Consider the following 22508-nt stretch of genomic DNA (forward strand, 5'->3'; position numbering starts at 1 on the left):
GCGCTGCTCAGGCGGCCCGCGCCCGCGTGTGCGGGTTGACGGGCCGCGCCAGTCCCAGGTGGTCGCGCAGGGTGTTGCCTGCATATTCGGTGCGGAACAGGCCGCGTCGCTGCAGTTCCGGCACCACGAGGCGGGTAAAATCCTCGAAGCCTTGCGGCAGCAGGGGCGGCACGACGTTGAAACCGTCCGCGCCCCGTTCCGTGAACCACTGTTCCATCTGGTCGGCCACCGTCCTGGCGGAGCCGATCGCTTGCAAATGGCCGCGCGCGACGCGAAAGCGCAGCACCAGCTGGCGCAGGGTCAGGTGCTCGCGGCGCGCCAGTTCCAGCTGCTGCGCAAAGCGTCCCTTGCCGTTGTCTCCCGCCTGGTAGGGCAGGTCGGGCAGGGGACCGTCGAGCGGATAGCCGGAGAGGTCAAAACCGCCAAATTCCAGGTTGCTGAAGTCGACCAGCGATTGCAGCTCGCCGAACTGGTCCTGCGCCTGCTGGTCGCTTTCCGCCACCACCACCGACAGCCCTGGCGTGACCTTCAGCTGATCTTCGGCGCGGCCGTATTTCGCCATGCGCCCTTTCACGTCCGCGTAATACGCCTGCGCCACGGGCAGCGAGGTGGCCGAGCAGTACACCATCTCGGCCTGGCGCGCGGCAAATTCGCGGCCCGTGTCGGAATTGCCCGCCTGCACCAGCACGGGGTGGCCCTGCACGGGCCGGGGCAAGTCCAGCAAGCCTTGCGAGGCGAAATGCTCGCCGTGGAAGTCCAGCGCGTGGCCCGCCGCCGGCTGGTAGAACTGGCCGCTGGCGCGGTCGGGCCGGTCGAAGGCATCGTCATCCCAGCTATCCCACAGGGCCCTGGAGAGGGCGACGAATTCGTCGGCGCGCGCATAGCGCTCCGCGTGACTGCGCGGTGCATCGATGCCGAAATTGCGCGCCGTGTGTTCGCCGAACGAGGAAACGACGTTCCAGCCCGCGCGCCCGCCGCTCAGGTGGTCGAGTGAACTGAATTTGCGCGCCACGTGATACGGATGTTCATAATTGGTGTTGACGGTGGCGATCAGGCCGATACGGCTGGTGACGGCGGCGATGGCCGACAGCAGGGTGAAGGGCTCGAAGGGCAGGCCGATGGCGGCGCGGCCCGTTTCCGGCGCGACGTCGCCGGCGCGGCCGATGAAGTCGGCAATGAAAAAACTGTCGAATTTGGCCGCCTCGGCCAGCTGGGCGGCGCGCAGCCACCAGGCCAGGTCGGGCCGTCCGCTGGCGCTGGCGGACGGGTGGCGCCAGGCGGCAGGGTGGTGGCCGTGGCGTTGCAGGAAGACATTCAGGACGAGCTGGCGTGGCGGCATGGGAGTTCCGTGGTGGGCAGGCGACATTGCCTGCTCCACTGCCATTGCAAGGTTCGGGCCAGCACCGGAGCCGCACCTGAGCAGCAGCGGGCATATGCAAAATCCGGATAAGCTAGAACGGCACCATTCGTTCACGCCGGCGCTTTTTGCGCGGTATAGTCGGCGCATGGAACTCCTAGCCCACAATTTCAGCAGCGACTTTGCGCGCAGCGCCCACCTGGCCCGCGGCGCGGGCAGTGCCGATGACGACGGCGCGCTGGTTGCCTTCCGCGACCCGCAGCAAATGAGCTTGCTGGTGCGCGCCACGGCGTTTGTCTTTGCCGACCCCCACTCGCGCCAGTTGCACGAACTGATCGAACGCATCGCCCCCAGCGAGGCGACGGTGCTGATCACGGGCGAGACGGGCACCGGCAAGGAGCTGATCGCGCGCCACGTGCATGGCTTGAGCGGGCGCGCCGAGCAGCCCTTTGTGGCGATTAACTGCGGCGCGTTTTCCGAAACCCTCGTCGAGAGCGAACTGTTCGGCTATGAACGGGGGGCGTTCACGGGCGCGCAGCAGGGCAAGCCGGGCTGGTTCGAGACGGCCAGCGGCGGCACCCTGTTCCTCGATGAAATCGGCGACTTGCCGCTGGCGATGCAGGTCAAGCTGCTGCGCGTGCTGCAGGAGCGCGAAGTGGTGCGCCTGGGCGCGCGGCGCGCCATTCCCATCGACGTGCGCCTGATCGCCGCGACGAATGTGGACCTGGCCGAAGCCGTGCGGGCCGGGCGCTTCCGCGAGGACCTGTATTACCGGCTGCAGGTGATCGGCCTGCCGCTGCGGCCCCTGCGCGAGCGTCCGGGCGACGTCATGCCGCTGACGCGCCACTTCATGGCCATCTATGCGCAGCGATTGCACCTGGGCGAGGTGGAGCTGGGGGCCGATGCGCAGCAAGCCTTGCTGGCCTATCCGTGGCCGGGCAATATCCGCGAACTGGAAAACGTCATCCACCGCGCGCTGCTCGTGTGCCGCAGCGGCGTCGTGCGCGCCGAGGACTTGAGTTTGTCGGGCTGGCACCGCGCAGTGGCTGCCGCACCCGCGACGGCCCCTGTGCCTGCTCCAGATGCCTGGGCCGGCGGCGCCGACATCGCCTACGCGGCGCACGGCGCGGCCGCGCAGGACGACTCGCTGGCCGCCGAACGCTTCGCCCGCGCCTGGCAAGCCTTGCTCGACTCGGGCGAAGCCGTGGCATTCGAAGCCATGCAGCAGGAGCTGGTGCGCGCCGCGTGGGAGCGCAATGAGCGCAACCAGGTACGCACGGCCAAGCACCTGAACCTGAGCCGCAACATCCTGCGCACCTTCCTGAAAAAAGCGGGCGCCATCGATTAGCCTTGCGACTTCTCCCCTGGAGCCGGACCCGCAGCCATGCGGGCTCCGGCTTTTTTCATGGCTGCTGCCTATGCAGCAGTCTGCTGGCCAGGGTGCAGCTGCTTGCTGCATAGGCAGCAGTGTCGGGCGCCGGTGGGTGTCCAGCACATGGCATGTTTTCTGCGAGGAGGGTGGGGCAGGCCGCGGCGCGCAATGTGCGGCGGTATTTTCTTCTATCCACGACAGGAGTCCATGCATGACCATTGAATTCATCTGGCAATTGCCCACCAGCGGCGACGGCCGCCATGCGGCGCCGGGCGTCACGCGCCGCGGCGAACGGGCCGCCGGCGCGCCCAGCCCCCTGCAGGCGGGCGTGAGCGACCCGCGCGGCGCGCGTCCGCCATTCAATTATTACGACTACCTGCACCAGATCGCCCGCGCGGCGGACCTGTCCGGCTTCGACGGCATCCAGGTACGCCACGATACGCAGGGCGATGAAAGCTGGATCGTCGCCGGCTACCTGGCGCGCAGCACGCGCCATTTGAAACTGATCGCCGAATTCGATGCGGCCTGGGGTTCGGCCGTGTACGCGGCAAAGAACGCCGTCAGCTTCCAGCGCTTCACGGGCGGGCGCTTCGCCTGGCAGATCGCGCATGGCGGCGATGCGGCAGCGCGCCGGCGCCAGGGCGATGCGGCGCCGGACGCCGATATCGTGCCGCGCATCGATGAATTCATCACGGTGGCGCGCGGCGTGCAGAATGCTTCTCCCTTCAGCTTCAAGGGCAGGTTTTTCGAAGTGCAGGATGGCGGCTTCAAGGGGCCGCTGGCGAACCACCCGCTCAACGGCATCTACCTGACGGGCGATAGCCCCGAGGCGCTGGCCCTGTCGGCGCGCCAGGCCGACGTGCACGTGTTCGACGCGGCGCCCGTGGCGGCCCTGCAGCCGGCCATCGACAGGCTGCACACGCAGGCGCTCCAGCTGGGCCGCACGGTGGCGGCGGGCTTGCGCATCGACGTGCTGGCCCGCGAAACGCTTGAAGAAGCCTTGCGCGATGCGCGCCGCTACCGCCGCGGGGCGGGGCTGGCCGACGATGCCCCGTTCGACGATGGCGCGGCCGCTTTCTGGCCCGGCTTTGCGCAGGCGCAAACGGGCGCCCATGGCGCCCTGGTCGGCAGCTATGCGCAGGTCGGCGCCGCGCTGGAGGCATATGCGCAGGCCGGCGTGTCCAGCTTCGTGCTGGCGGCCATCCCGCATTTCGAGGAAGCCTACCGCATCGGCGAGCATGTGCTGCCACGCGTGCGGGCAGCCTTGAGCGCGCAACGGCAAGCGGCCTGAATTCCTGTACCCACCTTACTGAAGGAGCATCCCTGATGGCAATCGATTTTTTCTGGCGCATTCCCACGCATGGCGAACCGAGTTCGCACCGCGCCCGCACGCCGTTTCGCGGCGACTGGTTTCCCGGCAACGACAACCTGCGCCAGGCCGGCCTCGGTGGCGGCGGCGCCGACGGTTTCACCTACATCGACTACCTGGCGGAAATCGCCCGCGCGGCCGAAATATCGGGCTTTCAGGGCGGCCTGATTCCCTCGTTTCCCATGACGGACGAGCCGTGGGCCATTTCCGCGCTGCTGGCGCGCGAGACGCGCACCTTCCGCTTCATGATCCCGTTCCAGCCCGGTTTCCTCAACCCCGTGGTGGCCGCGCGCATGACGGCCAGCCTGCAGCGGGCCACGGGCGGGCGCGCCCTGTACAACGTCATCACGGGCGGCGGCGGGCCGGCGCAGCTGTGGTGGGGCGATGCGGCCGGCCACGACGACCGCTATACGCGCACGACGGAATTCCTCGACGTGGTGCGCGGCGTGTGGCGCGGCGGGCCGTTTTCCTACCAGGGCAAGTTCTACCAGGTGGAAGATGCGGGCCTGGCCACGCCGCTGGCGGAGCAGGACTTCCCCGAGATTTATTTTTCCGGCTCGTCCGACGCGGCCCTCGGTTCCGCGTCGAAGCATGCGGATTACTACCTGACGTGGCTCGAGCCCTTCGAGCAGCTGCGCGAGAAATTCGCCCGCGTGCATGAAAAGACGGCGCTGCTGGGGCGCAAGATCAAGTGCGCCGTGCGCGTCGACATCGTCGCCCGCGCCACGGAAGAAGAGGCGTGGGACGAAGTGCGCAAGGGCTTCGACGCCGTCGATGCCACCACCCTGCGCCAGTTCCTCGGCGCCGATGGCGGCGATTCCGTGGGCGCGGCGCGCCAGCGCGGCAACCGCCCGACCACCCTGAACAGCTACAAGGACTTGATCACGGCGCCGAACATCTGGTCCGGCTTCAACCTGCTGCGCGGCGGGCAGACGCAGGGCATCGTCGGCAGCTACCAGCAGGTGGCCGAGCGTCTCGACGAGCTGGTGCAGCTGGGCGCCGACGCCTTCATCCTGGCCAGCACGCCGCACCTGGAAGAGGCCTACCGCGTGGGCGAGGAAGTGCTGCCGCTGGTGCGCGGACATACGTCGGCCCTGCTGCGCGCCGCCTAAGTATCCCCTGTTGCCGCGACAGCAGCGCCATGGCCTGCTGTCGCGCAGGCAGCACGCGGCAGCGCCGCTGCTGCCAAATCAACAGCACTATCATCATGCTAGTCTTCCTTTGAAATCAAGCACTTGACTCCCATTTTGCTGCGCTGCGGCAGCGGGCATGCGCCTTGCAATGACAGTCATCACCATCTCGCGTTTTGACTTTACTCAAGGATAATTACCCATGCGCCGTTCGACTGCCCCCGCCGCCATTTCTTCATTCCCCTTCCATTTGACGCCAGTGCGCAGCGCGCTGCGCTCGGCCTTCGCCATCGGCGGCTGGATGCTCGTCCATGGCATGGCCCATGCGGAAACGCCTGCCGCCGATGTCATCGCCACGGCCGACGCGAACGGCGCCGGCGAGGGCGCCTCCTTGCAATCGGTGACGGTGACGGCGCAAAAGCGCGAGGAATCCGCGCAGAAGGTGCCGAGCGCGATCACGGTCCTGGGCGGCAAGGAGCTGCTCGACACGGGCATCGGCCGCTCGGCCAGCGAAATCCTCAATTACGTGCCGAACGCCTCGGCCGGCACGCAGCAGCATGGCCGGCCGCGCTGGTGGATACGCGGCGTCGGCGCGGGCCAGCAGCAGATCGACTTCCCCAATCCCGTCGGCTTCTATCTCGACGACGTCTACATCAGCAACTCCAGCGCCACGGGCTTTCCCCTGTTCGACCTGGACCGGGTGGAAGTGCTGCGCGGGCCGCAGGGCACCTTGTGGGGCAAGAATACGACGGGCGGTGCCATCAACGTCATTTCGCGCAAGCCCTCGTTCAAGTCCAGCGGCTACGCCAAGCTGGACTACGGCAGCTACGACACCAAGCTGGCCGAAGGGGCCATCGGCGGCGCGCTGGTCGACGAGGTGCTGGCGGGGCGGCTGTCCTTCCACACGGAGCAGCAGGACCGGGGCCGCTTCCGCAACCTGTTTACGGGCGAGCGCGACGGAAAACTCAAGGACAGCGCCATCCGCGGCCAGCTCAAGGCCCTGATCGGGCGCGACCTGACGGCCAATCTGAACCTGCATTACCGCGACTACACGACCAAGGGCGCCACCACCACGGTGGCCAGCTATGGCGCCAATGGCGTCTACCGCAATGGCTACGTCCCCAGCACGAATCCGGACGACGTGAGCACGAACGCGCCGGCCGACAGCGACGTGAAACAGGGCGGCGCCCAGCTGAACCTGGAATACGCGCTGGGCGAGCTGACCCTGACCTCGATCACCGGCTATGAAAACTTCCGCAACGAGGCGACGGGCGACAGCGATAACACGCCGCTGGAAGTGGGGCGCAGCCGCTCGAAGGCGAGCAGCCGCCAGGTGTCGCAGGAGCTGCGATTGACGTCGCCGCAGAACGGCGCCGTGAGCTGGGTGGCGGGCCTGTTCTACTTCAATGAAAAGATCGATTCCGATGCGGCCGGCGCGCGCCTGCCCAACGGCACGGTGCCGGGGCTGGCGGGCAGCACGCAGCCCGTCGGCTACAACCGCACCATCTACCAGCACAAGGCGCGCAGCGCGGCCATCTTCGGCAGCACGACCGTCAACTTCAGCGAGCAGCTGCTGTCCACGTTCGGCCTGCGCTGGACCACGGAAACCAAGGACCTGGACCTGCGCCGCGTGCAGGCCGCATCGAACACGGTGACGTTCGGCGATCCTTCCAACTGGTGGAACACGGTCCGGGGCGGCAATTACGCGGCCGCCTCCGTGGCCAACAACAACTTCACGTCGAATCCCTCGACCACGTGGAATGCGCTGACCTACGACGTGACGCCCGAGTACCGCTTCAGCCGCACCCTGCGCGGCTACCTGAAATACGCGCACGGCATCAAGTCGGGCGGCTACAACACGAGCGCCACGGACGTGCGCGCCCTGAACACGGTGAAGCCGGAGACCCTGAACTCGTTCGAGGCGGGCATCAAGTCCGAATGGCTGGATGGCCGCCTGAATTTCAACGCCAACGTCTTCCACTATGACTACAAGAACGTGCAGGTGAATATCACGGGCGTGTACAACGGCGACCCCACGCAAAGCGTGAATTATCTGCAGAACGTGCGCAAGGCCCACGTGAACGGCGCAGAATTCGAGGTCGAGGCGCAGCCGACGGACAATCTGCACATCAACGCCAACGTGGGCCTGCTGCGCACAGAATTCGACGATTTCGCCATCCAGAACAATGGCGGCGACCGTTCCGGCAATGAATTCGTGCGCTCGCCCCACGTGACGGCCCTGCTGGCAGCCGACTACCGCTACCCGCTGGGCAATGGCGCGCAGCTGGTCTTCAGCGGCGACGTGCGCTACACGTCCAAGCAGTACTACTATGTCGACCCGCAAAGCGACGCGCGTGGCTTGCTGAACCAGGGCGGCTTCGCGCTGGCCAATGCGCGCCTGTCGTATGTGCTGCCGGGCGGCAAGCAGCGGATCACGGCGTATGCGAACAACCTGGCCGACAAGGTCTACCGCAACCATACGCTCACCAGCTTCGTGCCGGGCGCCGTGAATGGCGACACCGTCATCATCGGCCAGGGCCGCACGGTGGGGGCGTCGTACACGCTGCAGTTCTAGGCGCGCGGGGCAGGGACAGGGGCGATATGCTATAGTCGCCGGGCGTGGCTGCCGCACCCTGTGCGGCGGCCACGCGACGTTCTCAGGGCGGGGTGCGATTCCCCACCGGCGGTAATGGCATGCGTGCCTAGCCCGCGAGCGCTTGCCGGCACGGTCTTCGGACCGGGACGGCAAGGTCAGCAGACCCGGTGCGATTCCGGGGCCGACGGTATAGTCCGGATAAAGAGAGAGCGGGATGTATCATTGTGTTGCTGCCGGCCTGCGCCCGGCGCATGGACGGCCTGCGTTTGCCGTCGGTGCGCGTGCGTATGTCTGCATGCCCAGTAGGGCGCGGCTGTTCTGCGCCTGTCATATCCCCTTCGATCCCATGCCCTGTTTTTATCATTCTTGAAAACAGGAGTTTCTTATATGTCACAACCTTCACACGCCGCACCCGGCAAGCGCATCGCTTTCATCCAGGCGGGCTGGCACCGCGACATCGTCGCCCAATGCCGCCTGTCCTTCATCGCTGACATGGCGGTCCTCGGCTTTGCCGAAAACGAGATCGATGTCATCGACGTCGCCGGCGCCTTTGAAATCCCCCTGCATGCGCAAGCGCTGGCCAGGAGCGGCCGGTACGCGGCGATTGCCGCTTCCGCGCTGGTGGTCGACGGCGGCATCTACCGCCATGACTTCGTCGCCGACGCCGTCATTTCCGGCATGATGCAGGTGCAGCTGGCGACGGGCGTGCCCGTGCTGTCGGCCGTGCTGACCCCGCACCACTTCCACGCGGGCCACGAACACCAGGAGTTCTACTTCCAGCACTTCAAGGTCAAGGGCGCGGAACTGGCCACGGCTTGCGCGGCCACCATCCATTCGCTGCAGCGGCTGGCGCAACCGGCCAGTGCGCCGCATGCGGCGCTGGCCGCCTGAGCGGCAATGCCGGGGCCAGCGCATGCGAATGCGCAGGCCTTTTTTACGCCGCCTGCAGCAGCAGCGCTGCCAGCCGCCGCTGCGCTTCCTCCAGGGGGCGGCGGTCGATCCAGGCATCGATGTCGACGTCGCGGTCGAGGAAACCGTGCTGCAGCTGGAAATCCTTCTGCTGGCGGAACAGGGCCACCTTCTCGTCGGACAGGTCGGGCGCCAGCGTCAAATGAAAACCGTCGCGGTAGGCTTCGGCCACGGCGTCGGCGCCGGCCCGCGTCTCGCCCTGCAGGATGGCCAGCACGTCGGCCTGGTGGTTGCGCGCCCAGTGCGCGGCGCGCAGCGTCTGCGTCAGAAAGCGCACGACCAGCTCGAAGTGCTGCTCCAGCATCGTTTCATGCACGGTGATCGGGCGCGGCGTGCCGTTATTCACGCGGAAGCGGCGGTCGGGCAGGGCGTCGATGTCGATGCCCACTTCCAGCCCCGCCGCGCGTGCCGCCTCGGCCGCCGCTGCGCCTTTCACGTAGACGGCGTCGACTTCGCCGCGCAGCAGCGGGCCTATGCCTTGCCATAGCCCCGCGCCCAGGTTCTGCGCCGCTGGCGCCTCGCCTCCCACTTCCACCAGCCGCACGTCGTCGAGCGTCAAGCCGGCCGACGCCAGCACGCCCTTGTAGCCGGCCAGGCTCATGCCGCGCGCGATGCTGCGGCCGCGCCGGTTCTCGCGCAAATCCTCGGCGCGGAAGGCGGGCAGCGCCAGGCGCTTGCCCTGCAGCTGCGCCGGCGTCGCGATGCCGGCGCCGGGGCGCACGAGGATGGCTTGCCATTCGTCTATCCATGTGAGGCCGATCAGGCGCGTGGGCGCCCCTTGCGCGCGCGCGGGCAGGGCCAGCAGGTTGCCGCCTTCGCGCACGAGCGTGGACAGGCCATGGTCGTAATGGTGGCGCGCCAGTTCGCCGCCCACTTCCTGCAGGGTTTTCAGGGCGATGCCGTCGCGGGCGAATTCCTCTTCCAGCCAGCCCAGCTTGTAGGCCAGGCCCGTGGCCGTGGGCACGGGGCAGCGCGTGAACCAGACGGTATCGACGGTATCGGCGCCAGCGGAGGTTGCGGTAGTCATGGGATTCCTTGGTGAGGTGAGGGAAGATCAGGCGCTGCACGAAACATGCCCGCTGCCGGGGCCTGGTCCGCCGGATCGGGCGCGGCCCTGTGCTTGCTGGCTGGCCGACAGCGCCGGCGCCTCGCGCTGCTGCCGCGCCAGCAGCCGCTGTTGCGCCAGCAGCAGCCATCCGCCATTTCCCCCGGCCCTGGCGCTGGCACGCGTCTTGCGAAAGTAGGGGCAGGAGCGACCCGTATCCCTAACCCAAACTGAATGGAGCATGACATGACGGACGTGGCACAAGCGGAAGCACAAGCAGAAACCCAGGAGCTGACGGCGGCCGAACTGGCCTTCGTGGAGCAGGTGCGGCGCGATGCGCAGACGGCCTTCGACGGCTTGCGCGAGACGGGCAGCCTGACGGCCAACGGCACGGTGGGCTTCGTCGAGCGCACGCCGGGCGGCGACAAGGTGGTGGTGGTCAACGATCCGGGCCCGTTCCGCCGCGGCCAGCCCCTGAAGGCGGCCGTGCTGGCGCTGGACGGCACGGTGATCGTGGGCGACGCCAACAACGGCGGCGCGCGCTATTTAAAACTGTTCCGCGAGCGGCCCGAGGTCACCTCGATCTCGCACGTGCATTCGCCGGCGCTCGGCGCGTGGGCGCAGACGCACCGCACCCTGCCGATCCGCTACGTGCCCGTGCAGCGCTACCAGCTGATACGCGAAATTCCCATCTATATCGACCGCCGCCAGCCCGAAGTCGAATTCATCCTCGGCGAAATCGCGCGCAACACGCACGCCACGGCCATCCTGGAAGCGAATGGCGGCGCCACCGTGTGGGGCAAGCAGGGCTTGCTGAAGCTGGCCGAATTCATTTTGCTGCTGGAAGAGGGCGCGCAGATCCAGATCGCGGCCGAAGCCATCGGCGGCTCGCGCGACTTCGGTCCCGGCGTGCTGCTGCAGCAGTGGAAGATGAGCAAGCTGATCGACACGGCGCGCGCTCTTTCCCTGCTTCCTGCCACCGACTTGGTATAACTTTCAAGAACAGGTCCGCAATGTCATTGAAATTCTTACGTTTGACCTGGCGCAAGGCAGTCGCCGCCGCTTTGGCGGCCAGCCTGCTGGCGCCGTCGATTGCGGCCGCCGCCGAGCCGCTGCCGGCCGCCGTGCGCATCGCCGTCGTGGCGCGCACGGCGCCATCCGGCAAGACCGTGTTTGCCGGTTCGGCCGCCCAGGTGGCCGCGCAAGGCTGGCTGGCCGCCGAACTGGGCAAGCTGGGCGTGAAGCTGGAGTGGGTGCCCGTCACCACCAATTCCGTGGCGACGCAAGTCAACGAAGCGTTTGCCAACCGTTCGATCGATCTGGCCCAGTATGGCGACTTGCCGTCGATTATCGCCAATGCCTCGGGCTTGCAGACGCGCCTGATCCTGCCCGGCGGCAGTTTCAGCAATACCTATCTGGTGGTGCCGAACGGCGCCACGGCCCGCTCGATCAAGGACTTGAAGGGCAAGCGGATTGCCCTGCACCGTGGCCGGCCGTGGGAATACCCGTTTGCGCGCCTGCTGGAAGCGAATGGCATGACCTTGCGCGACGTCAAGATCCTCAACCTCAATCCGCAGGCCGGCGCGGCGGCCGTGGCGACGGGCGGCACCGATGCCTTCTTTACCCTCAGCGACGCCTTCCTGCTGGAAGATAAGAAGGTCGGCAAGATCATCTGGTCCAGCAAGGCGCCGCCGCAGGACTGGAAGATGCGCGCCGAACTGTGGGCCGACAGCGGCTTCCTGAAAAGCTATCCGCAGCTGGCCCAGCTGGTGGTGACGGCCTATGTGCGCGAGCACCACCGGGCCGCCGGCGCCGGCGGCGAAGACGAATACGTGCGCATCGAGGCCGCGTCCGGCCAGGTGGAAAGCGTGGTGCGGCGCGAACTGGCGGGCGACCACACGCCGTGGCAGGCGCGCTGGTCGCCCTTGTTTACGGCCGGCCTGCGCCAGCATTACCTGGGCGAGGCGGCGTATGCGAAGAGCGCGGGGCTGATCGCGCGCCCGCTGCAAGTCGATAGCCTGTTCGCGCCGCAGTTCGTCAACCAGGCGCTGGCGCAGTTGAAATTGCAAACTTACTGGACGCCATGACTTCCATCGTCAACGCCATCCCCTTGCCACGCGCCAGGCCGGCGCCGCCAGCGCAGGCTGCGGCGGCGCGCACGCCGTGGCTGCGGCGCTTCGTGCGCTCGCGCTGGTCCGTGTGGGCCTCGCCGCTGGCCTTGCTCTTGCTATGGAGCATAGCCACCAGTTATGAATGGATGCCCGCGCACATTTTGATGTCTCCCTGGCAAGTGCTGCTGACGGCCCGCGACCTGGCCGAGAGCGGCGAACTGGGCCAGCACCTGGGCATCAGCCTGTTCCGCCTGCTGGCCGGCTTCGGCCTGGGCGCCAGCGTCGGCCTGGCCTTCGGCGTCGTGCTGGGCCTGTCGCCGGGCTTGCGCAGCTATGTCGATCCCACCTTCAATGTCTTGCGCCAGTTGCCGACGGTGGCCCTGATTCCCCTGTTTATCCTGCTGTTCGGCATAGGCGAGAGCTTCAAGGTGTTTATCGTGGCCAAGGCCAGCTTCTTCATCGTGGCGCTGGCCGTGCATGACGCCATCCGCAACCTATCGCTGCGCTACTTCGAGGTGGCGCAAGTGTATTGCTTTTCGCGCTGGCAGCGCATCCGCCTGATCGTCTTGCCGGCCATCGTGCCGGCCGCGCTGACGGGCATGCGCATCGCGCTGTCGCGTTCGTGGATGGTGCTGGTGGGGGCGGAATTGCTGGCCGCCGACAGCGGCCTGGGCCAGATGATGGAAATGGGCCGGCAAATGTTCCGCCTCGACGTGGTGATGGTGGGCGTGGTGCTGACGGGCGTGATCGGCTTCGGGCTGGATCGTGCTTGCCATGCGCTGGAAGCACGGCTGATGCGCTGGCAGCGCGGCGCCAAGGGAGAGTCGGCATGAGACAACGCCTGATCCGTATCATCAAGGGCGCGCTGTTGCCGCTGTTCTTGCTGGGCGCCTGGCAATGGGCGTCCGGCCAGGGCGCGGCCGCCGCCTATATCTTTGTCTCGCTGGGCGACCTGGCGCACAGCCTGCGCGACCTGCTCGTGACGGGCGAGCTGTGGGTGCATTTGCGCGCCAGCCTGGGCCGCACCCTGGCCGGACTGCTGCTGGGCGGCAGCGCCGGCATCGCCACGGGCGCGCTGATGGCGCAGTCGCCGCTGGCGGAGCGCCTGATCGGCCCGCTGTTCCACAGCATCCGCCAGGTACCCCTGCTGGGCCTGATTCCCTTGCTGGGCCTGTGGGTGGGCAATGGCGACGGCGCCAAGCTGCTGGTGATCGCCATCGCCGCCTTTTATCCGACCGTGCTCAACACGTATGCGGGCATGCGCCAGGTGGAAGGACGCTTGCGCGAAGTGGGGCAGGTGCTGACCCTGACGCGCTGGCAGACCCTGCGCCGCATCCTGCTGCCGGGCGCCATGCCGGCCATCGTCACCGGTGTCACGCATGCGCTGGCGTTCGCCTGGCTGGCCTGCCTGGGCGGCGAACTGCTGTTTGCGGCCGGCCCCGGCATGGGTTCGCTGCTGCTCAACGGCGAAGTGTCGGGCCGCATGGACGTCGTCCTGCTGGCCGTGCTCGTGATCGCGCTGCTGGCGCAAACGATGAACGTGGCGTTTGCGCGCCTGGCGCGCCTGCTGGTGAAGGGGCGCAGCAGTGAGTGAATCCCTGCCATTCCAGCCGGACGCGGCCATCATCGCCCGCGACGGCGAGCTGCGCGCCTTCCTGCTGCGTTTTATCGGCCTGACCCTGCTGTCCGGCGTGACCATCGGCATGAACAAGGTGCTGGCCACCCTGCTGGGACTGCACCTGCACGTGAGCAATTTCCAGCTGGCCATGATCAGCAGCGCGGAAACCCTGGCCATGGCGCTGGGCACGATACCGGCCGGCTACATCCTGTCGCGCGGCAACCCCAGGCACCTGTACGCCGGCGTCAGCCTGAGCCTGGCGCTGGCCTTTTGCGTGCTGCCGTGGTTGCCGGGCTGGCAGTGGGTGGCCCTGCTGATGTTCCTCGTCGGCCTGTGCATCTCGCTGCGCATCGTGGCCATGAGCACCGTGTTTCTCGTGCGCCTGCCGGAACTGGGGCAGGGCAAGGCGGGCTGGTACAAGGGGACCTTGATCCTCGGCATGCAATTCCTCGGGCCCCTGTGCGGCAATTACCTGATCGCGCAGCTGGGCCTGAAGGCGGGATTCTTGATCTCGGCCCTGATGTTCGCCATCCTGGCCGTGCTGGGCTGGCACGTATTGCCCAACAATACGTTGCCAGGCAACACGGCACCCCGCAGGCAGGCCGGCCAGGCGCCGTTGCCGGGCGCGGCCAGCCTGCGCCAGCTGTTGCGCCTGCCCATCGTGCGCAGCACGTATCTGTTTGAAATCCTCGCCAGCTTCACGGCGTCCAGCGTGGGCGTGTTTTCCATCCTGTTGGCCATCCGCGTGCTGCACTGGCCCGCGCACCACTCCGTCTGGCTGATGGCCGTGCAGGGACTCAGCTGCGTGCTCGTGCTGCTGTTCCTGGGACGCTTCGTGCTGGCCAGCCGCCACCGCGAGCAATTGTACGGCGGCGCGCACCTGGCCATCATGGCCGCCTTGCTGATCCTCGGCCTGTGGCCCGGCAGCATCGCTTACCTGGGCGCTTCCGTGCTGCTGGGACTGGGGCTGGGCGTGAATAACCTCGTCAATACAGACAATATCGCGCGCGCGCCCGTCGACAAGGCGCGCGTCTCGGCCCATTTGACCCTGTTCGGCATGGTGGGCGGCACGGCCGGCGCGCTGGCGGCGGGCCGCCTGGCCGACCTGGCGGGCTTGCGCAATGTGTTCCTGATCTGGCTGGCTCCCTGGCTGGCCGCCTGGCTCGTGTTCCACGGCAGCCGCTGGCTGCGCCGCGCGTCGCCCGCCGCTGTTTCTTCCCTAGCCCCTACTGCAGAGAGTGCGCCATGAATGATCTCGTTTCCCCATCGACCCTGCTGCCGCAGCGGTCACACCTGAGCGGCGGCTTGCAGGTGCAGCACGTGAGCAAGTCGTTTTCGCTGAAAGGCGCGCCGCTGCTGGTGCTCGACGATATTTCCCTGACGATTGCACCCGGTGAATTCGTCGCCATCGTGGGAGCGTCCGGTTGCGGAAAATCAACCCTGCTGCGGCTGCTGGCGGGCCTCGACACGGACTACACGGGCTTGCTGCTGCACGATGGCGTGCCGATCCGTGGCACGGATCTGCACCGGGGCCTCGTGTTCCAGGACCACCGCCTGTTTCCCTGGCTGACGGTGCAGCAGAACGTGGCCGTGGCTTTCAGCAATACCAAGGTGCCGCTGGCCGAGCGCGACGCGCGCGTGGCGGCGGAAATCACGCGCGTGGGCCTCGACGGCTATGCGGATGCGTATCCGCATCAATTGTCGGGCGGCATGTCGCAGCGGGCCGCCATCGCCCGCGCCCTCGTCGGCCGGCCCGACGTGCTGCTGCTCGACGAGCCGCTGGGCGCGCTCGATGCGCTGACCCGCTTGCGCCTGCAGCAGGAGCTGCGCCGCCTGTGGCAGGACGAAGGCATCACCATGGTGATGGTCACGCATGACATCGACGAAGCCGTGTACCTGGCCGACCGCATCGTCGTGCTCGATGCGCGCCCGGGCAAGGTGCGCCGCGTGCAGGACGTGCCGCTGGCCCACCCGCGCCAGCGGGGATCTCCGGGCTTTGTCGCCATCCGCGATGGCTTGCATGCGGATTTCAGCGATCTCGACGATAGCCACGTGCCGCTGGCGACGGCGGAAGTCCATCCCAGCAGCTTGTGGGACGGCAATGAATGGGCGCGCAGGATGGCGCTGTAGTTTCCCTTTGATCGACACACCCACCCGGAGATACCCGATGAGCAATGACACACTCGACACCCTGTGGTACACGCGCTGCCCCGTCCCGACGGGCCTGGGCATCGCCTTGCAGCAGGGCTGGCTGGAAGAAGCCCTGCGCGCCGACGGCACCAGCTTGCGTTCGCTGCGCGAGTCCGAGCAGGAAGCCGTGCGCGAATCGCATTTCGACCATACCCTGCAAAATTCCGTGCGCCACGGCGGCAATATCCCGGCCCTGTGGGCCAGGGCGGCGGGACGCGAGACGCGCGTCATCGGCCTGTCGTGGTCGGACGAGACGCAGCTGATATTGACCCTGCCCGACAGCGGCATCAAAACCGTGCGCGACTTGAAGGGGCGGCGTTTCGGCCTGCCCCTGTGGGCGAAAGCGCAGATCGACTTTGCGCGCGCGCAAGCCTTGCGCGGGCTGGAAAACGCGCTGAGCCTCGAAGGGCTGGCTGTTGCCGACGTGGAACTGGTCGATTATGTGGTCAACACGGGCCAGAGCGAAGCGCCGCCCGAGCGGGGCGCGGCAACGAATCTGTTCAGCGGCGCGCGGCGCGGCGGGCAAAGCCCGGAACTGCTGGGGCTGCTGCGGGGCGAGGTGGACGCCATCTTCCTGAAAGGCGCCTCGGCCGCGCAGCTGGCGCAGCAGTTCGGCTTGCACACGGTGATCGATACGGGCAGCCATCCGGAACCCTTGATCCGCGCCAACAACGGCACGCCGCGCACCCTGAGCGTCGATGCGCACCTGCTCGACAACCATTTTCCTTCCGCCGTGACCCTGGTCAACCAGGTGTTGCGGGCCGAAGCGTGGGCGCGCGGCCATGCGGACGAGACGCGGCGTTTCCTCGCCCGCGAATCGAATGCCAGCGAGCATTGGGTGCAGGTGGCTTACGGCAAGGATGCGCATCTGCGCCTGGATACGGATCTGGCGGAAACGTCGATCGCGGGCTTGCAGGATTTCAGCGATTTCCTGTTCCGCTGGAATTTCCTGCCCAGCAAGGTCGATGTGCGCGCGTGGATCGACCCCCGTCCTTTCGAAGCGGCGCTGGCGCAGACGCGCCGGGCTGCCTGAGCGGGACGCACGTCAACGGTGGCCATGTTCGATGAAGAGGAGAATGCGATGCGGCGACGCACGGTGATGGGCGGGCTGGCGCTGCTGCCCCTGGCGGGACAGGCAGTGTCGGCGGCGAAAGCGGCGGGGGCGCCGCCGGCGGCCCTGCGCATCGCCTCGACGGGCTTTGCGGAAAACGGCAGGGCGGAGCTGGGCGGCATCGCTTACCGGGTACAGCAGGAAGGCTGGCTGGCGCGCGAACTCAAGCTGCGGGGCGTGCGGCTGGAATGGCTGCCCGTCACCGGCGATACGGGCGCCACCATGAACGAAGCGTTCGCCAGCGGGCGCATCGACATGGCCGCGTATGGCGACTTGCCCTCCGTCATACTCAACGCGGGCGGCGTGCGCACGCAGGTGATCGTGCCGGCAGGGCGGGGCACGGACCAGTTCCTGCTGGTGCCCACGAGCTCACGCGCCACGTCGCTGGCCGAGCTGAAAGGCAAGCGCATCAGCGTGCACCGGGGCCGGCCGTGGGAACTGGGCCTGCGCCAGCTGATCGCCGACCAGCGCATGTCGCCCACGGATTTCCGTTTGATTAATATGGACCTCAAGCCGGGCACGGCCGCCCTGGCCACGGGCGCCGTCGATGCCTTGTTCATGATCAATGGCTACCCGCTGGAAGACAAGGGCATCGGCCGCATCATCTGGTCCAGCAAGGGCTTGCCAGAGAGAAAAATGCGCGCGGAACTGTGGGCGCGGCGCGACTTTACGCAAGCCCACCCCGACATCGCCGAACTGGTGGCCACGGCCTGGCTGCGGGCCCAGCACTGGGCGGCGCTCGACGGCAACCGCGAAGCGGTCATCAAGGATGGAACGCGCAACGGCACGCCCGACAGCGTGGTGCGGCGCAGCTACGACGATCCTGGCTTGCAGTGGAAGGAGCGCTGGTCGCCGCTGTACGACGATGCCGTGTACCGCCATTACCGCAGGGTACTGGCGTTTGCGCAGGAACAAAAGCTGATCCGCCAGCCATTGACGGCGGAAGAATTGCTGGAGCCGCGCTTCGTCGCGGCCGGCCTGAAAAAACTGGGCCTGGCCCATTACTGGGAGCCGGCCAAGGTGTAGTCCGGCTAGAGGGACGCGTGGATCAATGGGGCAGGCACACGCGTCCTGCCGGTTTAACCTCCGTATCGCCCGCATGCGCGCGCAGTTGCAGCAGCATCAGGGCCACGCCCAGCATCAGCGCGGCCGCGCAGAGTTTCTTGTGCATTGTCTTTCCCGTTTTCACTATCTTTTATGGAGGTTGGCAACAATATTATTGCCGAAATTCAGCGTGCGGACCGAGTAGTTGCTAAGCGTGCTCTACAATTATGCATCTTGCGCATCCGCGCCATCTGAATTCTATGCATAGTATGTGAAGGGAATGACAAGCCTGTGACTTCCAAGCCGATCAAGATCGCCGCCACCGTCGTCGTGGCCCTCGCCGCTGGTGCCGGCATCTACACGTTGACCCGTCCGGCCGCCACCGCCACGCCGGGCGCTCCCGCCGGCGCGCCCGGCAACTCGGCCGCCGCGCCGCAATCGGCCGCCGATACGGCGGCCATGGCGGCCCAGTTCCGCGACTTGCTGGCCAATTTCCGCAAGATTATCGTGCTGCTGGCCGACGAGCAAAGCTTGCCGGAAGGCGCGCGCGACGAGGCGAGAAAAGTGGGACAGGCGCTGTTCCATGAAAACCAGGAACGCATCGCCAAGCTCGATCTTGCGCTGGATCAATTGACGGCACCCACCAATCCCGGCCGCTTCGAGGCGCTCGACAGTTTATTGACGTATATCGAATCCGATCCCGGCCTGTACGATGCGGACCGCCTGGCTTTCCGCGAGCTGCTGCAAAGCATGCTGGCGGACGTCGCCAAGGATTCCTCCTTGCCGGCCATCAAGCTACACAAGCGCATTTCCGAAGACCTCGACGCGCTGGGCGAGATCGAGCGCAATTACGAGAAGGAAATCCGGCAAATCTTCGGCAACCTGGGCCAGCGCGCCATCGAACTCAAGCGCGAACGGTGGGACGACTACGTGGCGCAGCTGAAAAAGCTGTACAGCCGCGAACAGATCCTCAAGGACAACGGCATCGTCGTGCCGTATGCAACACCGCCGGCTGGCTCCGTGCCCGAAGCCAAGCCGGCGCCGAAGAAGGACGAGGCGGAAATTTTCGGCCTGGGCTTGCCGAAGAAGACCATCGTGCTGACCTTCGACGATGGCCCGCACCGCCGCTACACGGAAGAAATCAGCGCCATCCTGAAGCAGTATGGCGTGCCGGCCGTGTTCTTCAACGTGGGCCGCAACCTGGGCTCGCTCGACGCGGAAGGTCATGCCAAGCTGAACGCGGGCGCGGAAGTGAGCCGCAAGCTGATGAAAGAGGGCTATGCCGTGGGCAACCACAGTTTCAGCCACGCCCAGCTGTCGAAACAGACGGGCGAGAAGCTGAAAGGCGAAATCCTCGGCACCGACACCCTGTTGAAGGCCATCAGCCCCGAGCGGGCTGCGCTGTTCCGCTTTCCTTACGGCGCGCGCAACAGCGAAGGCATGGCCGCGCTGGCCGACGCCCACCTGAAATCCGTGATGTGGAATATCGATTCGCTGGACTGGGCCGACCCCGTGCCCAGCTCCATCACGAACCGCGTGCTGGCGTCCGTCGACAAGGCGGGGCGCGGCATCGTCCTGTTCCACGACATCCACGAACGCACGGTGAAAGCCTTGCCGGCCGTGCTCGACAAGCTGATCGCCGAAGGCTATCAATTCGCGGGCTGGGATGGCACCAGCTTCCAGGTGGCCAAAAGCACGGCGCCGGCGCCGGAAAAAGTGCCCGTGACCACGGGCTATGCCAATTCCTGGGCCGTGGTGATCGGCATCGACGATTACGCGAAATGGCCGAAATTGCAGTATGCGGTGCGCGATGCGCAAGGCATACGCGAAACCCTGATCGAGAAATTCGCGTTTGCGCCCGAGCGCGTCGTGACCCTGAAAAACGGCGAAGCGACGCGCAACAACATCCTGGCCGCCTTCCACGACAAGCTGGCTCATGGCGGCGTGCAAAAGAACGACCGCATCTTCGTCTTCTTCGCCGGCCACGGCGCCACGCGCAAGCTCAGTTCCGGACGCGACCTCGGCTACATCGTGCCCGCCGATTCCGACCCGGCGCAGTTCGCCACGGATGCGATCCCGATGACGGAAATCCAGAATATCGCGGAAAGCCTGACGGCCAAGCACGCGTTCTTCGTCATGGATGCCTGTTACAGCGGCCTGGGCCTGACCCGCGGCGCCGGGTCCAGCTCCTTCCTGCGCGACAACGCCAAGCGCATCGGCCGGCAAATGCTGACGGCCGGCGGTGGCGACCAGCTGGTGGCCGATGGCGGACCGAACGGCCATTCCGTGTTTACGTGGACCCTGCTGCAGGGCCTGGCGGGCAAGGGCGACCTCAACGGTGACGGCCTGATCACGGCGACGGAACTGGCGGCCTACGTGGCGCCGGCCGTCTCCAGCGTATCGAACCAGACGCCCGCGTTTGGCAGCCTGCCCGGCTCGGAAGGGGGCGATTTCGTCTTCGAATTGCCGGGCGAGACGGAATTCCTCAGCCCGAACACGGCGCAGCTGTCGACGGAAGCCATCGCCCTGAATAGCAAGCTCGACGCCAAGCCGCAGGCGGCCAGCGTGACGGTGAAGGACTTGCAGGGCGGCGAACAGAAGATCGTCACGCCGGGCGCCGTGCCCACTTCCACGCGCCAGCTGGCGCAGCGGGCCAACGACCGCGGCTTGCAGCTGTACAAGGAAAAGCAGTATGCGCAGGCGGAAGCGCAATTTACGGAAGCGCTGAAATTGCGTCCCGACTTCGCGCTGGCGGCCAACAACCTGGGCTTTGTCTTCTACAAGCAGGAAAAATACCGCGAAGCGGCCCGCTGGTTTGAAAACACGGTGCGGATGGACCCGTCGCGCGCCATCGCCTACCTGAACCTGGGCGACGCCTATGCCAAGGCCGGCGATGCCGCCAAGGCGAAAGCCGCGTACAAGACTTATCTGGAACTGGCGCCGACGGCCGCCACGGCCCCGGCCGTTCGGCAAAAGATGGAGAAGCTGTAAGCGTGGCCGGCAGCCAGTCCATCGTCCACGTGTTTGCCTGCAGCGGGCGCTTCGCCAGCTGGGAAGCGCTGCAAGCCTTCCTGGCGCCCACGTACACGGCAGATGGCGACGCCGTGCCGTCGGCGTTCTTCCTGGAAACCGGGCTCACGCAGTACGAGCCCGCCTGCCTTGAAAGCGCGATGCTGGCGGCGCCCGCGCCGCTGGCGCAGCTGCTCGATGGCGTGTCGTATGGCGACAGCTGGCTGGCGCGGGCTGGCGCGGACGCCGATGCGCAGGGCGTGCTGGCCGACACCAGCGTCTGCGTGTTTGCGCCCAACCAGCTCGCCCATCCACAGCGCAGCTCGCTGCATTACGTGGGCAGCTATGCCTATGTCATTGCTTGACGCTTCAGCGTTCGCGCTCCTCATGCAATAGCTTGTTCACGCTGGCCAGCAGGCTGGTGCCCGAGGTGGTGATGAAGCGCGCGCCAGCCGCCTCCGCTTCCACGCCATAGCTGGCGACCGTATCCTTGCTGCAATACACGATGATGGGCAGGTCCGGCTGGACCTGGCCCACTTCGCGCACCGTGCGCACGCCCGCATCCTTGACGCGCCGGCCGTTTTCGGCCCGTGCCATGTCCGTGATGAATAGCGCATAGCGCTTCTGTTGCAGCATGGCCAGCGCCTGCCGCGTCGAGACGGCCTGGTCCACCTTGATGTTTTCCCGTTCCAGCTGTTCCACCAGCAGGGTGTTGTTGCGCGGGTGGTCGTCCAGCCACAGCACCAGGCTGGACGGTTTTTGCGCCGTCGGCATGCCGGCCAGGGCCGTGACGGCGGCGCCGCCATCGGGAGGATGGGCCAGCAGCAGCTGCGTGACGGCTTCCTGCATGTCGTCGAGCGACTTTTGCTGCAAACGGCTCAGCTCGGTTACTTCGATTTCCTTGCCGCTTTCCAGGCGCACGGACTCGTTTTTCACGAGGCTGTCGGCGCGCTTGATCATGATGGACAGGTAGATGCGCGTGAGCAAATAGCCGATAAGGAAACCGTGCACGGAGAAAAACAGCATGATGCCGCCGACCACGGCCATGGCCGTGGCCGTGTCGACGGCCAGGCTGGGCGCGATGAAGGCGGCCATGCTGCGTGCGCTGGCGGGCAGGCTCTTGAGTTCGATCAAGCCGACGCCGACGATGATTTTCGTCAGCCAGTCCGACACTTCCACCAAATTCGAATTGATCTCCATCGGCGTCGGCGTGCCGAGGAACAGGGTGTTGCTGGCGTTGCTGGCGGCCGCATCGCCCGCCGTGGCTGGCGGCTCGTCCGTGGGGCGGCTCTTGCCGCCGGCCCGCTCATCGGGTGTCGCCATGTTGACGGTGCCCGACGGCAAGGTGCGTGGAATGCCGAATAAAAAGCCCAGCAGCATGCCGCTGACGCAAAATCCCAGGCTCCACAGCAACGCCGGCACGGCCTGGTAATGGGGCGGCAGCAGGGCGCCGGCCAGCACGGCCAGCAAGCCTGCCAGCAGGATGAACAGCAGGATGTAGGGCAGCACGTCGCGCTTACGTACGCTGGCAGGCACGTTCCTGGCCGGCTTGCTGGCGTTATCGGTCTGGTCCACGGGCACTCCTTG

Annotated in this window: 19 protein-coding genes and 1 riboswitch; of the genes, 15 read left to right on the top strand and 4 right to left on the bottom strand. The window is 66.7% G+C overall.

All coding sequences use genetic code 11. From position 1 onward, the window contains the following. Positions 1–7 precede the first annotated feature (7 nt). Positions 8–1339, bottom strand: coding sequence for an LLM class flavin-dependent oxidoreductase (locus YQ44_RS11060; RefSeq protein ID WP_071323426.1), 1332 nt, complete (start codon positions 1337–1339; stop codon positions 8–10). Between the two features lie 166 nt (positions 1340–1505). On the opposite strand from YQ44_RS11060, the gene YQ44_RS11065 reads away from it, so the two are divergent. From YQ44_RS11065 to YQ44_RS11085, 5 genes are all read left to right on the top strand, one after another. Further along, positions 1506–2705: a sigma-54 interaction domain-containing protein gene (locus YQ44_RS11065; RefSeq protein ID WP_083411766.1), complete on the top strand. Its 1200-nt coding sequence runs from the start codon at positions 1506–1508 to the stop codon at positions 2703–2705. A 235-nt stretch (positions 2706–2940) separates the two neighbouring features. Continuing rightward, complete coding sequence (locus tag YQ44_RS11070; RefSeq protein WP_071323427.1) at positions 2941–4020, top strand: LLM class flavin-dependent oxidoreductase; 1080 nt, start codon at positions 2941–2943, stop codon at positions 4018–4020. 35 nt (positions 4021–4055) lie between these two features. Beyond that, positions 4056–5210 (top strand): LLM class flavin-dependent oxidoreductase, encoded by a 1155-nt coding sequence (locus YQ44_RS11075; RefSeq protein WP_071323428.1) that lies wholly within the window; start codon positions 4056–4058, stop codon positions 5208–5210. Between the two features lie 220 nt (positions 5211–5430). Further along, the gene (locus tag YQ44_RS11080; protein ID WP_071323429.1) at positions 5431–7803 is read left to right on the top strand and encodes a TonB-dependent receptor; all 2373 of its coding nucleotides are present in this window, start codon (positions 5431–5433) and stop codon (positions 7801–7803) included. A 74-nt stretch (positions 7804–7877) separates the two neighbouring features. Next, positions 7878–8039: riboswitch (FMN riboswitch) on the top strand. Positions 8040–8211: 172 nt separating this feature from the next. Further along, complete coding sequence (locus YQ44_RS11085; protein ID WP_071323430.1) at positions 8212–8715, top strand: 6,7-dimethyl-8-ribityllumazine synthase; 504 nt, start codon at positions 8212–8214, stop codon at positions 8713–8715. 43 nt (positions 8716–8758) lie between these two features. Here YQ44_RS11085 and YQ44_RS11090 read toward each other — a convergent pair whose 3' ends face one another. Then, the gene (locus YQ44_RS11090) at positions 8759–9820 is read right to left on the bottom strand and encodes an ABC transporter substrate-binding protein (protein ID WP_071323431.1); all 1062 of its coding nucleotides are present in this window, start codon (positions 9818–9820) and stop codon (positions 8759–8761) included. A 264-nt stretch (positions 9821–10084) separates the two neighbouring features. On the opposite strand from YQ44_RS11090, the gene YQ44_RS11095 reads away from it, so the two are divergent. The 8 genes from YQ44_RS11095 to YQ44_RS11130 are packed head-to-tail and all read left to right on the top strand — an operon-like array spanning position 10085 to position 17894. Further along, positions 10085–10831, top strand: a complete 747-nt coding sequence (locus YQ44_RS11095; RefSeq protein WP_083412130.1) for a class II aldolase/adducin family protein — start codon at positions 10085–10087, stop codon at positions 10829–10831. 20 nt (positions 10832–10851) lie between these two features. Next, positions 10852–11925: a PhnD/SsuA/transferrin family substrate-binding protein gene (locus tag YQ44_RS11100; RefSeq protein ID WP_071323432.1), complete on the top strand. Its 1074-nt coding sequence runs from the start codon at positions 10852–10854 to the stop codon at positions 11923–11925. Beyond that, complete coding sequence (locus YQ44_RS11105) at positions 11922–12782, top strand: ABC transporter permease (RefSeq protein ID WP_083411767.1); 861 nt, start codon at positions 11922–11924, stop codon at positions 12780–12782. Before YQ44_RS11100 ends, YQ44_RS11105 begins: the two co-directional genes overlap by 4 nt. Beyond that, entirely contained in the window at positions 12779–13543 is a 765-nt protein-coding gene (locus YQ44_RS11110) for an ABC transporter permease (protein ID WP_071323433.1), read from the top strand. Before YQ44_RS11105 ends, YQ44_RS11110 begins: the two co-directional genes overlap by 4 nt. After that, complete coding sequence (locus tag YQ44_RS11115) at positions 13536–14816, top strand: MFS transporter (protein ID WP_071323434.1); 1281 nt, start codon at positions 13536–13538, stop codon at positions 14814–14816. The genes YQ44_RS11110 and YQ44_RS11115 overlap by 8 nt, the downstream gene beginning before the upstream one ends. Then, the gene (locus YQ44_RS11120) at positions 14813–15697 is read left to right on the top strand and encodes an ABC transporter ATP-binding protein (protein ID WP_071323435.1); all 885 of its coding nucleotides are present in this window, start codon (positions 14813–14815) and stop codon (positions 15695–15697) included. The genes YQ44_RS11115 and YQ44_RS11120 overlap by 4 nt, the downstream gene beginning before the upstream one ends. Positions 15698–15734: 37 nt before the next feature. Beyond that, complete coding sequence (locus tag YQ44_RS11125; RefSeq protein ID WP_071323436.1) at positions 15735–16790, top strand: ABC transporter substrate-binding protein; 1056 nt, start codon at positions 15735–15737, stop codon at positions 16788–16790. A gap of 48 nt (positions 16791–16838) precedes the next feature. Continuing rightward, complete coding sequence (locus YQ44_RS11130) at positions 16839–17894, top strand: ABC transporter substrate-binding protein (RefSeq protein WP_156894785.1); 1056 nt, start codon at positions 16839–16841, stop codon at positions 17892–17894. A 22-nt stretch (positions 17895–17916) separates the two neighbouring features. On the opposite strand, the gene YQ44_RS29670 is transcribed toward YQ44_RS11130, so the two are convergent. Further along, positions 17917–18039: a hypothetical protein gene (locus YQ44_RS29670; RefSeq protein WP_257786883.1), complete on the bottom strand. Its 123-nt coding sequence runs from the start codon at positions 18037–18039 to the stop codon at positions 17917–17919. Between the two features lie 164 nt (positions 18040–18203). Here YQ44_RS29670 and YQ44_RS11135 point away from each other — a divergent pair, with 164 nt between their 5' ends. Then, positions 18204–20903, top strand: a complete 2700-nt coding sequence (locus tag YQ44_RS11135) for a polysaccharide deacetylase family protein (protein WP_071323438.1) — start codon at positions 18204–18206, stop codon at positions 20901–20903. A 2-nt stretch (positions 20904–20905) separates the two neighbouring features. Beyond that, on the top strand, positions 20906–21286 hold the full coding sequence (locus YQ44_RS11140) for an immunity 22 family protein (protein WP_071323439.1): 381 nt from the start codon (positions 20906–20908) through the stop codon (positions 21284–21286). 4 nt (positions 21287–21290) lie between these two features. Here the strand turns inward: YQ44_RS11140 and YQ44_RS11145 are convergent, their stop codons facing one another. After that, positions 21291–22496, bottom strand: coding sequence for a response regulator (locus YQ44_RS11145; protein WP_156894786.1), 1206 nt, complete (start codon positions 22494–22496; stop codon positions 21291–21293). Positions 22497–22508 lie beyond the last annotated feature (12 nt).

It is taken from the genome of Janthinobacterium sp. 1_2014MBL_MicDiv, assembly GCF_001865675.1.
Taxonomy (GTDB): Bacteria; Pseudomonadota; Gammaproteobacteria; order Burkholderiales; family Burkholderiaceae_D; genus Janthinobacterium.